13 protein-coding genes, 1 tRNA gene and 1 other annotated feature are annotated in these 14,065 nt (G+C 54.9%); of the genes, 9 read left to right on the top strand and 5 right to left on the bottom strand.

Annotation, left to right across the window (positions count from 1 at the left end; translation table 11 throughout):
• Nucleotides 1-975: 975 nt before the first annotated feature.
• The 4 genes from CU102_RS18010 (at nt 976) to CU102_RS18000 (ending at nt 5,266) form a co-directional block, all read left to right on the top strand.
• Nucleotides 976-1,410 carry a hypothetical protein gene (locus CU102_RS18010; protein ID WP_106712484.1) on the top strand — a complete coding sequence of 145 codons (435 nt, stop codon included), beginning with the start codon at nt 976-978 and terminating at the stop codon, nt 1,408-1,410.
• The gene (locus CU102_RS18005) at nt 1,352-3,139 is read left to right on the top strand and encodes a DUF1269 domain-containing protein (RefSeq protein ID WP_133624508.1); all 1,788 of its coding nucleotides are present in this window, start codon (nt 1,352-1,354) and stop codon (nt 3,137-3,139) included. Before CU102_RS18010 ends, CU102_RS18005 begins: the two co-directional genes overlap by 59 nt.
• Nucleotides 3,140-3,287: 148 nt before the next feature.
• Nucleotides 3,288-3,464, top strand: coding sequence for a hypothetical protein (locus CU102_RS29920; RefSeq protein ID WP_166648398.1), 177 nt, complete (start codon nt 3,288-3,290; stop codon nt 3,462-3,464).
• Nucleotides 3,465-3,815: 351 nt separating this feature from the next.
• Nucleotides 3,816-3,871 (top strand) — a sequence feature (sul1 is cis-regulatory element that is thought to sense ions involved in sulfur or methionine metabolism; They are found in Alphaproteobacteria).
• Between the two features lie 321 nt (nt 3,872-4,192).
• Complete coding sequence (locus CU102_RS18000) at nt 4,193-5,266, top strand: glycosyltransferase family 2 protein (RefSeq protein WP_106712482.1); 1,074 nt, start codon at nt 4,193-4,195, stop codon at nt 5,264-5,266.
• Between the two features lie 56 nt (nt 5,267-5,322).
• Here the strand turns inward: CU102_RS18000 and CU102_RS17995 are convergent, their stop codons facing one another.
• On the bottom strand, nt 5,323-5,631 hold the full coding sequence (locus CU102_RS17995) for a DUF982 domain-containing protein (protein WP_106712481.1): 309 nt from the start codon (nt 5,629-5,631) through the stop codon (nt 5,323-5,325).
• Nucleotides 5,632-5,725: 94 nt separating this feature from the next.
• Between CU102_RS17995 and CU102_RS17990 the strand changes: the two genes are divergently transcribed.
• Nucleotides 5,726-6,484: an FkbM family methyltransferase gene (locus tag CU102_RS17990; RefSeq protein ID WP_106712480.1), complete on the top strand. Its 759-nt coding sequence runs from the start codon at nt 5,726-5,728 to the stop codon at nt 6,482-6,484.
• Nucleotides 6,485-6,621: 137 nt separating this feature from the next.
• Here the strand turns inward: CU102_RS17990 and CU102_RS17985 are convergent, their stop codons facing one another.
• The 4 genes from CU102_RS17985 to CU102_RS17965 form a co-directional block, all read right to left on the bottom strand.
• The gene (locus CU102_RS17985; protein ID WP_133624506.1) at nt 6,622-7,242 is read right to left on the bottom strand and encodes a hypothetical protein; all 621 of its coding nucleotides are present in this window, start codon (nt 7,240-7,242) and stop codon (nt 6,622-6,624) included.
• A 510-nt stretch (nt 7,243-7,752) separates the two neighbouring features.
• Entirely contained in the window at nt 7,753-8,286 is a 534-nt protein-coding gene (locus CU102_RS17975) for a hypothetical protein (protein ID WP_146146473.1), read from the bottom strand.
• 337 nt (nt 8,287-8,623) lie between these two features.
• Nucleotides 8,624-8,699, bottom strand: a tRNA-Ala gene (locus tag CU102_RS17970).
• A gap of 180 nt (nt 8,700-8,879) precedes the next feature.
• Nucleotides 8,880-9,266: a TIGR02300 family protein gene (locus CU102_RS17965; protein WP_106712476.1), complete on the bottom strand. Its 387-nt coding sequence runs from the start codon at nt 9,264-9,266 to the stop codon at nt 8,880-8,882.
• 229 nt (nt 9,267-9,495) lie between these two features.
• Here CU102_RS17965 and aroA point away from each other — a divergent pair, with 229 nt between their 5' ends.
• The 4 genes from aroA to rpsA all read left to right on the top strand — a co-directional run bounded on the left by aroA (nt 9,496) and on the right by rpsA (nt 14,024).
• Nucleotides 9,496-10,851, top strand: coding sequence for a 3-phosphoshikimate 1-carboxyvinyltransferase (gene aroA, locus CU102_RS17960; protein ID WP_106712475.1), 1,356 nt, complete (start codon nt 9,496-9,498; stop codon nt 10,849-10,851).
• Between the two features lie 20 nt (nt 10,852-10,871).
• A complete protein-coding gene (locus CU102_RS17955; RefSeq protein WP_106712474.1) occupies nt 10,872-11,216 on the top strand; it encodes a hypothetical protein in 345 nt (114 codons plus the stop codon).
• 243 nt (nt 11,217-11,459) lie between these two features.
• Nucleotides 11,460-12,191, top strand: coding sequence for a (d)CMP kinase (gene cmk, locus CU102_RS17950; RefSeq protein WP_425351569.1), 732 nt, complete (start codon nt 11,460-11,462; stop codon nt 12,189-12,191).
• 132 nt (nt 12,192-12,323) lie between these two features.
• A complete protein-coding gene (gene rpsA, locus CU102_RS17945; protein WP_106712473.1) occupies nt 12,324-14,024 on the top strand; it encodes a 30S ribosomal protein S1 in 1,701 nt (566 codons plus the stop codon).
• Nucleotides 14,025-14,065 lie beyond the last annotated feature (41 nt).

Genomic DNA, 14,065 nt, shown 5'->3' with positions numbered 1-14,065 from the left:
TAGCCCGGGCCCGGTGGCGCTCGGAGCTCAAGGAGGCCCCTAGGGTCCGGGGTTTCTCCCAAGGGGTAGCGCGCGCCCGGGTGGTACGAGGTGGGTCCCAAGGCACTGACGGACGAAGGTATTTGCATGAGGCGTTAGGTAAAAAATAAAATAGAAACAAATACTTAGGCGGGTTATGGGCTGCGATTTAACCCCACAGCGGTAAGCAATTCTACTGAGGGACCCGGGGACTTTCCCTGTGTACTGTGCCCGGGCTGACTGCGAAGGCCGGAAGTCCGTTCCAACCTTCGCGGCTCTTCTGGGAGGAGCGGGGAAACGGGCCCCAAAACCCAACGTCGAAGTTCCTCCCCCTTTTTGGAGCGATCCGCTACGCACCACTTCACCCCTCAAAAAAGATGATCCGATTACGCCTTTCAGGGGGAAAGACGGGGGCTTTCAACAGGTGTATTATGATCCTTGTGGCCCCCACCGGCTTCCTCGCCCTCCCAAGGAGGGATGCATCATGCTCAGTAAAACCGTTTTTCTTGCAGTAGGTTTAGTCCTTGTATTGATCTTCGTGCTATTGATGTATTGGGTTCTTGCAGGGTCATACGGCGGACGGGATGCAATCGTCCTTTAGCCGCCAGCGTAGCCTAACGCGACGCGATAGAAGCGGATACACATAGAGCAGCGTTTTGTGCTCCTCCCCCTTTTTCGGCTGACCATTTTGCCACACATACCGCAACCCGGAGTAGGTATATACTCGCAGTACTGACCGCGAGGTGACCCAACCTTGACCAAATCATCCCCCGATTTAAGCGGTCGGCCTAATTTGAGAGGAGACGGAGGTGTGCACGCAAACGCCTCTCTTTCCTCCCAACTTTTGCAAAGGCTGAGGGGGTATTCTTATTCCTGCGCCGCTTGCCGGGGGCCGGGACCCATATCGACATGTAGTAAAGGAAAAGGTCTTACTAGATAGCAAAGTGGGTCAGGCCCATGGGTCTTGATCCTGACGCGGTATCGAGCGCCGAAGCATTTAGCGCCCTGTCCAAAAAAGCAGTTCTTGATGATATGGGCGGTTCGCTTGGGACAGGTGTTTCCAATGCCGACCGCGAATACATTGAAGGGCAGCTGCCGACGATCGACACGTCCAAGGCTGGCAATAAGAAGATCATCGATATCAAGCGTCGGATGAACGAGCGCAAGATAAGGGTCGCTCAATTGGCAAGGGAATATGCCAAGGCGCATGAGGGTCGCCTGGATCTTGGTTTTTACGATCAACTGTCGGAATGGGCCGAGGCAAATCCTGTGTTTTCGGAGGACGAGCGCAAGGCGGCTCTGACGATCCTCTTGGTATCCGTGGAGGTCGCTAATGGCCAGCATTGCAGATATCCGCGCGAAATACCCTCAGTACAACGATCTGAGCGATGAGCAGCTTGCCAATGCCGTTCACCGGAAATTTTACTCCGATATACCTGTCGCGGAGTTTAACAGCAAAATTGGGCTGCCGACTCAACCATCCGTTGCCGGGGACTTGGTCAAATCGACCGGGCAAGGATTACGAGAAGGCGTGGAAGGGATTGCCGGACAGTTTGGTGACATTCCCAATGCCTTGGGCGGCATCGTCAACAAGGTCGTTGGTTATGTCGCCTCGCCTGAGGAAGCAAAGCAGGCAGGGGACGCGGCGAAGACCGGCGCTGACGTAGTGAGCGGTTTGCCGACATATACGCTCCGCAAGGCATATGACTGGCTCACCGGCAATGATGAGCCGACACCGCTGGCGTCGCCTACCTCTGCAGATGTCAGCAATACAGTGACTAACACAACAGGTGTTGCGCCATACAAACCAACGACGACGGCGGGTGAGTACGCGCGGACTGCATCTTCGTTCGTTCCTGCAGCCGCTGCTTTCGGAGGTGCATCACCGTCGAACATCATAAAATACGGCGTACTCCCGGGCATTGCATCGGAAGGCGCTGGTCAGGTGGCGCAGGAAATCTACCCCGGCGCTGAAACCTATGCACGTCTGTTGGCAGCAATGGCGGCGCCCGTTGGTGTTGCTGGAGCTAACAAGGTTATCTCGCCCTTTGGTGGTGCCATATCGGAGGAGCGCGCTGCTTTAAACAAAGTGATGAAGCGTGAAGGCATTGACCTTACGGCAGGCCAGCAGACTGGTAACAAGGCACTGCGCACGACTGAGGGCCAGTTGGGCGGCGGGGCTGCTCAGAACTTTGCAGAGCGTCAGGGCGAGCAATTCACCGGGGCCATCATGAAGCGCATTGGATCTAATGCCACGCGCGCGACGCCCGAGGCCGTCAATGAGGCAGGTACACGTATTGGCGGAATGTTCGACGATCTGGCTAGCCGTAATAACATAACGATAGATGAGCAGTTTTCGAAGGAGGTTGGCGATACGCTGCGCACTTACGTTGAGAATACGAATCCGACTGCCCGTATTCCAGCAGTATCAAACACGGTTGCGGATATCACGGCAGATATCGCCAAGGGCTCGATCTCAGGCGCGAAATACAAACAGCTTGCATCGACAATCGGTGAAAAGCTCAAAACCGCGACAGGCGAAGAGCTTGAAGCATACAGGGGTATCCGTGAGGCTCTCGATGATGCGATGGAACGCACTATAGCAGTCAACAATCCTGCCGATCTGGGTATGTGGAAAGAAACCCGCAATGCATACAAAAACCTGCTGGTAGTGGAGAAGGCTGTCACAGCAGCGGGCGAGAATGCTCGGCACGGGATAATTTCTCCGGCTCAGCTTCGTTCGGCCGTCGTCGCTCAAGGGCGGCGTGCGTTTGCCAGGGGTCAGGGAGACTTTGCCGATTTGGCACGTGCCGGCGAAGGTACTATGGCAGCATTACCTGATAGCGGAGCCATTGGACGGATCGCTGCCCTGCTGCCCGGAAGCACGACGGGCACTGGTGCTGCAATCGGTGGCGCTGTTGGGTCTGTATTGGGAATGCCGGGCCTTGGCGCGGCAGTTGGCGCTGCTTCTCCTCATATCGGAAGGATTGCAGGTCGAGCTGCACTCACCGATGTAGGCCGCAAATACCTCGCCAACCAAGTTAAGGCAGGAAGCGGTCTTAACCGTCAGGGGATTTCAGCCGTGATCCAGGCCGTTATCGCAAACATGGCCAAACAATAGGAGCAGCCAGAATGACATTCGCAACCTTCATCGGATACATCGGGATGGGCTTTCTTTTCAGTTGGTCCATCTCGATCATCACGTGGTTATTCACCTGGCCGCCGCAACCGAAGAAACCAATTGAGCGAAACTGGAGAGGTATCCCGAAATGAAAGCGTTGGTTCTGATGCTTATCGTCGGCATGGTGACCACACCCGCGCTGGCATCTGACGATGACTATTATGACGAGCGCCTGCCGCTGCCAGTGACTTATCTGGATCTGACGCGCCTAACGATCGTGGAGCCAATTGGTCCGGGTTTGATCCTGTATGTCGATTGTCAGTAACAGGCGACGGTCGAATATACGGGGAGAGAGGCGTAATTTTGCGTGCTACCTAGGCTCATCTGTCGGGGCCCCGGTTACGAACTATAGTCAGTGGCGGATTCCGCGTGCCGTGAACGGTGGGGGCCTAGAGGCTTCGCGCGCTGTAGACGCCTTTGGTAGTCGAGGGATCGTCGGCGAGACGTAGCAGGCGAATGCTCACTGTTCGTCTAAGGTACCGTATAGTTTGGCGATGTTCTTGTCGTGGCCCCATTAAGCAAAATTACTTACTGAAAAACCCAACGTTGCTAATTGAATAAAGGTTTATGATCTGTTCATAATTGGCTCGAAACGACGATTGTTTCCAATCAGTCACAAGGACTCGGTGCAATTCCGAGTGGCTATTCTGGCCGCCGATCCGCCAGACAACCCAGATAAGTTCCATTCAAGTCGACGACTTCGGCTTGCGCACTATATACCCGCCAACCTGGTGGCGCTTGTCGTGGCAAGGTCAGGTATGCAAATGACGCTTCCACTTTACCTGCCCACTACAATCGTAGCTATCGGTTTTGGCGTAGCCGCCTACAGGTTCGTCGAAAGACCTGTAACAGTCTACTTGTCAGCTTCGCTTGCTGGCGTGCTCGCGAGAAAGTCGGCTGTTCGCAAGGTTCTCCGGCCATCGCACCCGATGAACCGGATATAGCCGTAGGTACTATTGAAGGTCCGTCTAAACAATTCAATTCAGGACACCTATGAAAAATATTGCCGTGATTATCCCGTTTTTCCAGACTGAGGGCGGGTTACTGCGAGCGTCCGTGCAATCGATCATGGAACAAAAACTAACCGCACGCGCCACTATTGCCATTTATATAGTGGACGATGGTTCCCCGGTAAAACCTGCAGATGAACTCGCTGACCTTGAGTTGCCCAACCATATAACTATCAAGATATTTAGTCAGACAAACGCGGGACAAAGCGCGGCCCGAAATACAGCACTTGATACGATACCCCTTCAGACGAAGTTCGTTGCATTTCTTGATTCCGACGACGTGTGGTTTCCTTCACATTTGGACGATGCGTTAGCGACCTTGGGCGAAGACGGCCAGTTTTATTTCTGCGACAACTATGAGGACGCTGCGGAGACGACTTTCGAGCGAAGCGTGTATTTCAATCAAGAAACATCCAGAGAGGACTGGGAAGGGATTGACGCTGGTGGGAGAGCGTTCAAGTTTAAGCCTGGGAAGGCGTTTGAAACCTTCATAGGCGAATATATTTCGCACACCTCGACAGTGGTCTGTAGGCGATCTCAATTCAACAATCTGAGATTCAATACGGATCTGCGAGTTTCAGGCGAAGACTATTTTGCGTGGCTTTCAATTGCGCGCAATTCGAACTCGGTGACCTTCTCATTGAATGTTAACGGGCGACGGGGCAGAGGTATCTCGATCTACCGGGACGCTTATTCCTGGAAATCTCCAAAGGCAGTGCACCGCTTGCTTGGTGATCTCTTTTTCTGGAAGAAGGTGCGAAGCTGTTTTCATTTAGCCCAAAGGGAGCGCGGGATTGTTTCGCAGCATATTCGTCTCAAACGCATGGGCATTTCGTATCTGATCGTACGAAATGCCTATCGCCATCCCGTTGAAAACGCCAAAGCGATGATCAACTTTCTCAAGATGGATTTTCGTGGCTTCGCGCTAAGCCCGTACTTGCTCGCAAATGCTGTTCTCCTGGCCGTCAAGGGAAACCTGGATTTCAGATTAAAACCAAATGCAGCTACTGGGGCAGGTCGTACCTCTTCCGTTCGCACGGAGCCAAAGAAGCAATAGGCAAGCTGAAACGTGTTCCTGTTCCGTCAAGTATCAAACCGCATTGGCTACGATAGCTATTGCCGTCTCTGCTTTGTCTTGTGCCAGCGCTCCAGCTGGCCGGTCGGTACCGGTCGTGGTGTCGTCTCGATGAAGATCCCAGCTTCTCGTGCCGCCTCGACGAATGCCACCCGCGCTACGGCAGCCGAGCATTCCCCCGCCAGACACTTAAATAGGATTGCCTTGCAGATGTAGAGTTTCGGTCCCGCTGCGTCGTCGGGCCATTGTTCCAGTATGAACCTCGCAGCATCATAGGCCGAGGTAATGCCTATGGCCTTGCCGTTGCGCAGCACTGAGACGATTTTGAACGGTTTGTAGTTTTCCATAGCCACAAAACGGTATCAGAAGGGCGCGGGTTTCGGCATTATACAAAAACAAGGAAAGCTACGCGTACACGACAGTATTTAGTGGAGATATTAAGTGGAGATTATTGCAAAAAGGTTGGCTGCCTATCGAAAGATTATAAAAAACCTTGGTGTAAGGGGCTTCGTCGGTCGTAGCTTAGCCCGACGGGCGGCTGCAGGTAGAACCTCCCGCTTGGTGAGCAAACGTTGCGCCACTCCTCTTTATGTACGTGGAGGGACAAGCGATATCCGTGTATTCGATCAAATCTTCGTAGATTTGGAATACCGATGCCTCGATCAATTGCGTGATGTTCGTACGATTATAGACGCGGGCGCAAATGTCGGCTACTCGTCCGCCTATCTACTGACGCGCTTTCCTGAAGCTTCGGTCGTGGCGATCGAGCCGGATCCGGACAATTGCAAAGCGCTGGCGCGAAATCTGGCTCCTTACGGATCGCGGGTAGCGTTGCATCAGGCAGCGCTTTGGTCAGAACAGGGAACGCTTGATTTTAGCGCAAACACTACCGGACTAGGAAACGAGTGGGCACGGAAGGTCGAAGTCACCAATGGCGTAGGCTCGGTGAAAGCGATGACGATTGATCAGATCATGGCGATGCACGGATTAGATTTTGTAGATATCCTTAAAGTGGACATCGAAGGAGCAGAAGAAAAAGTATTCGCAGCCCAAGATATTGGATGGATCAAGAGGGTAAAGAATATTGTAATTGAGCTTCATGGAGAAAAATGCACCAACAGCTTCATGAAAGCTGTCGGGGACCGGAATTTTGCTATTATGCAATGCGAGGAACTAACTGTCTGCCTTTCCCAAAATTAGGCTCAGGACATCGCTCAGATCCTCTCACCCCTACGTTTGAGTTACCCGGCCCGAGGACAGAAGGCTCTGACAAGTTAGCTTTCTCTAGCTCTCTCCGTCCATTTTATGCTCGCTGCAATACCATTCTTGAGGCTGTTTTAATGCAAAGTTTCCTTAACGCGCCCCTTGATCCTGTAGATCGTTTCGTCGACTAGGAGGCAAAGCGCGAAACTCGCTATCCCGAATGCAAAACACACACCCAAGTCCAGTTTTGCAAGCCCTACGGTAATCGGATTACGCACGGAAAAGGCATGCCACCCTGTACCATCGCTAAAATTCAAGCAGAGGGGTGCAATGAGGAAGAACGCTGCACCTAGCGCGAGCTTCCAACGGTTTTCTGGCAACGTGTCAGATAAAGGTCGACCAAACCTATCCCTTACAGCGGAGAACCCGGTTATTCCGACCAACCAAAGCATCATGAAATAGCCGATTGTCGCGGTATTAGCCATGGTGAGGGCAACATATGCAATTTCATTCTCCGGCACGTTGAAAGCGCGCAACGTAATTATGTACCGTGCATTGATCGGCCAAAAACTGATGTAGCCCCAGTTCAGAGCCGGAGTGAGGTCGACTTTATTAGACAGCCAGCACATTACGGGTATGTTCAATACCCACAACAGCAGCGGGCCAAGAATCATGGTAACGTTGATGCGATGTCTTAGTCGCTGGCCTACCGATATTCGTTCAGGTGGCGGGCTGGATCGAGGTTCGCCGGACACTATCTGTTCCTTCTAACATTTGTCGCTGGTCTCCATGGCCCATGCGCCGCTCGAAGCCGAAGGCACTCCGTCTAGCGCCTTCTCCATATTGCCATCTGACGCCCGCGCTTCACTCATCAGTCGGATGCCGCTTGCGTTTGCTCAGCGCTAGCGAGCGTGACGAAAAGGACGGACGAAAGGAAGACAATTAACAACGGCAACCCCAAATGGTAGACGTGAGGTTCTTCGAACCTAAGGGCTCCCCGCATTCCGTCGACTCCTATAAACACAACGCAATGAATGGTGAGCGCCACAGCCGACGCAATGAACGAAAAGAGGACGCACCTTCTGTTCACCAGTTCGAAATTCAGTGCGTACAGTAGAAGGAGAACGGCAAAAACAGGGAGCGAAAAGACGAACGACCCCAAAATTGCGAAGACGGCGTACCAGCCGTATATCGGACTGAATGCCACATTCGCCGCGACAACGCCTGTCACGTACGACTTAGTCAGGATCGACACGTAGCGTGCCCTATGCTCCGTATTCATTCCGTTCTCGCACAACCATTTTGGATTGGCCTAGACCAAGCGCGCGCTGATACACCCTCAGAATGTCTTCCAGAACTAGGCGATCTACGTTCAACATCGCGGGTGAAATGTTAATCGTCCTAGTGTCGGATGCTGGATCAAAGTCGCCGCGAAAACCCTTGTAAGTTGGAGAGAATGCTAGCTGGCTGGCATTGTTGACACGAAGCAGTATTTGCCACACACGGTCCATCTTTCGCGTTTCGATGCTCTGGATTCTTGTCCACGGAATAAGATCCGGCGATACCCGCACATCCTTAATGCCTTGAGCATTGATCGTCACAAGGGTTTGGGGTGCTGCTATTAACGTGCACAGCATCAAACCGATGCCGCATACCCCAATCGGCATACAGACCGATGAAATGAAATATCCCCATTCGGGTCGGTAGACGAGCTCGCTATAGCCAAAGACAATTCTGCCGCTAGAGAATGTCACTGCTGCTAGCCCTACAATAATCAAAGCTATCTTTAACCGCGACAAGCCGAACTCGTGGATTGTGGACGTATGCAACTGTTCAGGCCTTCTGTGTGATGGATTCAACATTGTGTGAGGCGGGAGCGCTCGCAGGATTACATGGAAGCTGATGATAATTGATCTTCCATTCATCGCAAGCGGGCTACGGCCGCATCTTCGTCCTTGACGAAATGGGAATACGTTCTCATTTTGTTCACATGACTCGAACACTGAAGGCAACAAATAGGATCGCCGCAAAGTCCATCAGATTCCGGACGGTGATGCCCCCGGGTGCCCAGAACCAATATGGACGGCGGCAGTAGAAGCATCACTGCTGCAACCTATTGAAATGTACTGAGAAATTTGGTGGAGCCAAGCGGGATCGAACCGCTGACCTCTTGCATGCCATGCAAGCGCTCTCCCAGCTGAGCTATGGCCCCATTCCAACAGGCCGCCAAGGCCTGGACCGGATAAACCGGCAAACTGTCCGGCAAGGTCTGGAACCTTGCCCGGGCGGGTTCTTATCTCCCGCTTGCGCGAAGATCAAGTCCTGTTCGCCGGTTATTTTCAGCGAACAGGATTATTCAGGGCATGACCGCGCAGTCATGCGCGTTCAAGGTTCAATTCTCGTCGTCTTCGCCGATGCCGCCACCGAGAATGTCGGTAACGTCATCATCTTCATCTTCTTCGTCGGTGGCGAGGAAGGTATCGTCATCATCCGCATCATCGACCTCGACATCATCGTCGCCGATATCCGGCACATCACTGTCGCTGTCGGCGTCCGCATCTTCGATCGAAACGAATTCAGGCTTTTCGAGAGCAACGTCGAGCTCTTCCGTCTCGACCTCTTCTTCTTCCTCGCGAGCCGATGCAACGGTCGAATCGAAGTAGCTGAGCGGATAGCTCTTGCCCGTATAGGGCGATACGATCGGATCGCGGTTCAGATCGTAGAATTTCTGCCCGGTTTCCGGGTCAACTCGCTTGGTGCCAAGTTTTGGATTTGCCACGTTTTGCCTCGTCTTCTGGCTGCGCCTGCATTCGGCTCACACTCAGGTCTCTCATCGACCAGCCGTTTATGCAAGTGCTCATCAAAATGGATTTGAGGTCCCATAAACGCAATTCAGCGCATTTGTCAAAGCGAAAAAGCTTGCATTTGCAAGATGACCGCACAGGCAAGCTGTGTTAGGAGAAGCGCCGCATCCCCGCCACAGCTATCTAACGCGATTGACTCTGTCCATGTCCCACTCCGCGCTGCCAAGACCCGCCATCGCCCGCCGTTCAAAGGCGCTCTCCGGCGACATCCGCATTCCCGGCGATAAATCGATCTCGCACCGCTCCTTCATGTTTGGCGGGCTTGCCGCCGGCGAGACGCGCATCACGGGCCTGCTCGAGGGCGAGGACGTTATCAACACCGGGCGTGCCATGCAGGCCATGGGCGCGAAAATCACCAAGGAAGGCGATGTGTGGGTCATACAGGGCACTGGCAATGGCTGTCTCCTGCAGCCGGAAGCGCCACTCGACTTCGGCAATGCCGGAACCGGGGCGCGCCTGACCATGGGTCTCGTCGGCACCTATGATATGGAGACGACTTTCATCGGCGACGCTTCGCTGTCGAAGCGACCAATGGGCCGCGTGCTCAACCCCTTGCGCGAAATGGGCGTGCAGGTCACGGCCAGCGAGGGTGACCGCATGCCTTTGACGCTGCGCGGACCCAAAGTGGCCGCCCCGATCACCTACCGCGTGCCCATGGCTTCGGCGCAGGTGAAATCCGCTGTGCTACTCGCAGGCCTCAACACCCCAGGCATCACGACTGTGATCGAGCCTGTGATGACGCGCGATCATACGGAAAAGATGCTGCAGGGCTTCGGCGCAAACCTTTCCGTCGAGACCGACAGGGACAATGTGCGCCACATCCGGATCGAAGGTCAGGGCAAGCTCACCGGCCAGACCATCGATGTGCCGGGCGATCCTTCGTCCACAGCATTTCCGCTGGTTGCTGCACTACTGGTGCCAGGTTCTGACATCACTATCCGCAATGTATTGATGAACCCGACACGCACCGGGCTCATCCTGACACTGCAGGAGATGGGTGCCAATATCGAGATCCTGAATGCCCGGCTGGCCGGCGGCGAAGACGTCGCAGATCTGCGCGTTCGCGCCTCGGAACTCAAGGGTGTGAACGTGCCGGCCGAGCGCGCGCCGTCGATGATCGATGAGTATCCTGTCCTCGCCGTCGCCGCCTGTCTTGCCAGCGGTGAGACAGTCATGAACGGGCTCGAGGAACTGCGTGTCAAGGAATCTGACCGGCTATCCGCTGTTGCCAATGGCCTCAAGGCCAATGGTGTCGATTGTACCGAGGGGCCGGAAAGCTTAAGCGTTCGCGGTCGCCCGGATGGCAAGGGTATTGGTGGTGGTACCGTCGAAACGCATCTCGACCACCGCATCGCAATGAGTTTCCTCGTCATGGGCCTTGCTGCAGAAAAGCCGGTGAGTGTCGACGATTCAACCATGATCGCCACAAGCTTTCCTGAATTCATGGATATGATGACGGGAATGGGTGCGAAAATTACCGAACACAACGCGGCAGACTGAAGCGAAACCAGATATCAGGCATGAACGCACTGCTTTCCGTTCTCACCGTGTATTTTCTTTATGCGATGTCAAGCGTGCCGTTCATCGTCTGGGCCGGGCGGAGCGCCTATAATGGAACTGTTGCGAGCAAGGAGCCTCGGCCCTGGCCGGGCGTGTTGAGCACAATATCGCGGGTCCTTCTTCCTTTGCTGCTGATCTTCCTCTATGCGTGGAATGCCTCAGACAGCGCAAAATCCGGTGCACTGAGTGCGGGGACCGTAGGCAGCGAATGGATGCCCTATCAGTTTCTGCTGCTGCCACCGGCGTTCGGATCGATTGCCGGATACGGGATAGGCTTTTTCATGGGCAAGAGGGCACGGAGCTAGATGTTTTTCCTGCTGATGTCATTCGCCATCGTTGCCATTCCCTATGCGATCGAGCGCATCGGTCTGCGCGTTCCCTTTGGCTTGTTTGCTCTCCTGTTCTGGCTCTTCGTGTTCCAGTTCATCCTGATTCTGGCCATCGACGCCCTTCTGCAGAATCTGGCAACGGTCTTACCAGGCTGGCTGGAATCGATGCTGACAACGCTCGGCGGCTTCGCCTTTGTCACTATCGGCATTACACCGATCATTACGCTGGTGCTTGCCGCCGCCTATCTGCTCTTCGCGCTCGGACAGTGGTTCTTCGACCGCGAGGACAGGGATCGTCCGGTTCCGCAGACCCATTTCACCATTGCCATTGATGGTCCCGCCGCCTCCGGCAAGGGTACGCTCGCCCGTCGCATCGCCGACGCCTACGGCTATCATCATCTTGATACGGGCCTGACCTACCGCGCGGTGGCCAAGGTACTGATGGACCAGAACATGCCACTCGATGATGAGTTTCTTGCTGAAAAGGCCGCACGCACCGTCGATCTGTCGAAACTCGACCGCGAGGTGCTCTCCGCGCATGATATCGGCGAGGCGGCATCCAAGGTCGCCGTCATGCCCGCCGTGCGCCGCGCGCTCGTTGCCGCGCAACAGGGCTTTGCTACTCGCTCGCCGGGCGCCGTGCTTGACGGCCGCGATATCGGTACTGTCGTCTGCCCCGACGCGCCGGTGAAACTCTATATAACGGCATCGCCAGAAGCACGGGCCAAGCGGCGCTTTGAAGAAATCAAATCCAATGGTGGCGGCGCTGACTATGAGGAAATTCTCGAGGATCTCACCCGCCGCGACGCCCGCGACATGGGCCGCACGGACTCGCCCCTCAAGCCAGCTGCCGACGCGCACTTGCTAGATACGACGGAAATGGATATAGAGACCGCGTTCCTTAATGCCAAAACCCTGATTGACCAGGCATTGGCGAAGAACACGCATTAGACTAGCCGCAAACATTTGCCGTCAACCCAGGCACCGGATTGCCCTCAAAGGGCGGGTTGGCATGCAGATGAACCGAAACACCAACCACCGGTGCTGTGTCCGACGAGTTTTCCGGACACTCCAGGAGTATTTATGTCTCAAGCCAATCCAACGCGCGAAGATTTCGAAGCTCTTCTCGCAGAGTCCTTTGCCACCAATGACCTTGCTGAAGGTTATGTGGTCAAGGGCCGTATCGTCGCCATCGAAAAAGACATGGCGATCATCGACGCCGGCCTCAAGGTTGAAGGCCGCGTTCCGCTGAAGGAATTCGGCGCGAAAGCCAAGGACGGTTCGCTCAAGCCAGGCGATATCGTTGAAGTTTATGTCGAGCGCATCGAAAACGCTCTCGGCGAAGCAGTTCTGTCGCGTGAAAAAGCTCGCCGCGAAGAAAGCTGGGTCCGTCTGGAAGAGAAGTTCAACCGCGGCGAACGCGTCGACGGTGTCATCTTCAATCAGGTCAAGGGTGGTTTCACCGTCGATCTCGACGGCGCCGTAGCCTTCCTGCCGCGCTCGCAGGTCGACATCCGCCCGATCCGCGACGTTACCCCGCTGATGCACAACCCGCAGCCTTTCGAAATCCTCAAGATGGACAAGCGCCGCGGCAACATCGTTGTCTCGCGCCGCACCGTTCTTGAAGAGAGCCGTGCTGAGCAGCGCTCCGAAATCGTTCAGAACCTCGAAGAGGGTCAGGTCGTTGAAGGTGTCGTCAAGAACATCACCGATTACGGTGCGTTCGTTGACCTCGGCGGCATCGACGGTCTTCTGCATGTGACCGACATGGCATGGCGCCGCGTCAACCATCCGTCGGAAATCCTGTCCATTGGTCAGACGGTCAAGGTTCAGATCATCCGTATCAACCAGGAAACCCATCGTATTTCGCTCGGCATGAAGCAGCTCGAAAGCGATCCCTGGGATGGTATCGGTGCAAAGTACCCGATCGGCAAAAAGATCACCGGTACGGTCACGAACATCACCGACTACGGTGCATTCGTCGAGATCGAGCCAGGCATCGAAGGCCTCATCCACGTTTCCGAAATGTCCTGGACAAAGAAGAACGTGCATCCCGGTAAGCTGCTCTCGACCACGCAGGAAGTTGAAGTCGTTGTTCTCGAAGTGGATCCGGTCAAGCGCCGCATCTCCCTCGGTCTCAAGCAGACCCTCGACAACCCATGGACGACCTTCGCAGACAAGTTCCCTGTCGGCACGATCGTCGAAGGCGAAGTCAAGAACAAGACCGAGTTCGGCCTGTTCATTGGCCTCGACGGCGATGTAGACGGCATGGTTCACCTCTCCGACCTCGACTGGAACCGTCCGGGCGAGCAGGTCATCGAAGAGTACAACAAGGGTGACGTTGTGAAGGCGCAGGTTCTCGATGTTGACGTCGAGAAGGAACGCATTTCGCTCGGCATCAAGCAGCTGACCGGCGACAAGGTCGGTGAAGCCGCTACTTCGGGTGAACTGCGCAAGAACGCCGTTGTTACCGTTGAAGTCACGGCCATCACCGATGGCGGCCTCGAAGTGCGTCTGGTCGATCACGACCTCGACACCTTCATCCGCCGCGCTGATCTGTCCCGCGACCGCGACGAACAGCGTCCGGAACGCTTCACGGTCGGTCAGAAGATTGACGCTCGCGTCATCGCCTTCGACAAGAAGACCCGCAAGCTGCAGGTCTCGATCAAGGCGCTGGAAATCGCCGAAGAGAAGGAAGCTGTTGCGCAGTACGGTTCTACCGACTCCGGCGCTTCGCTCGGCGACATCCTCGGTGCCGCTCTGAAGAAGCAGGAAAAGAACTAAGTTTCTTTCCGCCTTCGAAAAATCGAAACCCGCCGGTGCAA

This window comes from Phyllobacterium brassicacearum (assembly GCF_003010955.1).
Lineage (GTDB): Bacteria > Pseudomonadota > Alphaproteobacteria > Rhizobiales > Rhizobiaceae > Phyllobacterium > Phyllobacterium brassicacearum.
This window is presented reverse-complemented; position numbering and strand designations above follow the sequence as displayed.

Bases quoted from the DNA above. Each gene is read 5' to 3' on its own strand.
- CU102_RS17955 (WP_106712474.1), top strand. From the start codon at position 10,872: ATGAACGCACTGCTTTCCGTTCTCACCGTGTATTTTCTTTATGCGATG.
- CU102_RS18005 (WP_133624508.1), top strand. From the start codon at position 1,352: ATGGCCAGCATTGCAGATATCCGCGCGAAATACCCTCAGTACAACGAT.
- CU102_RS18010 (WP_106712484.1), top strand. From the start codon at position 976: ATGGGTCTTGATCCTGACGCGGTATCGAGCGCCGAAGCATTTAGCGCC.
- CU102_RS17995 (WP_106712481.1), bottom strand. From the start codon at position 5,631: ATGGAAAACTACAAACCGTTCAAAATCGTCTCAGTGCTGCGCAACGGC.
- aroA (WP_106712475.1), top strand. From the start codon at position 9,496: ATGTCCCACTCCGCGCTGCCAAGACCCGCCATCGCCCGCCGTTCAAAG.
- CU102_RS29920 (WP_166648398.1), top strand. From the start codon at position 3,288: ATGAAAGCGTTGGTTCTGATGCTTATCGTCGGCATGGTGACCACACCC.
- CU102_RS18000 (WP_106712482.1), top strand. From the start codon at position 4,193: ATGAAAAATATTGCCGTGATTATCCCGTTTTTCCAGACTGAGGGCGGG.
- rpsA (WP_106712473.1), top strand. From the start codon at position 12,324: ATGTCTCAAGCCAATCCAACGCGCGAAGATTTCGAAGCTCTTCTCGCA.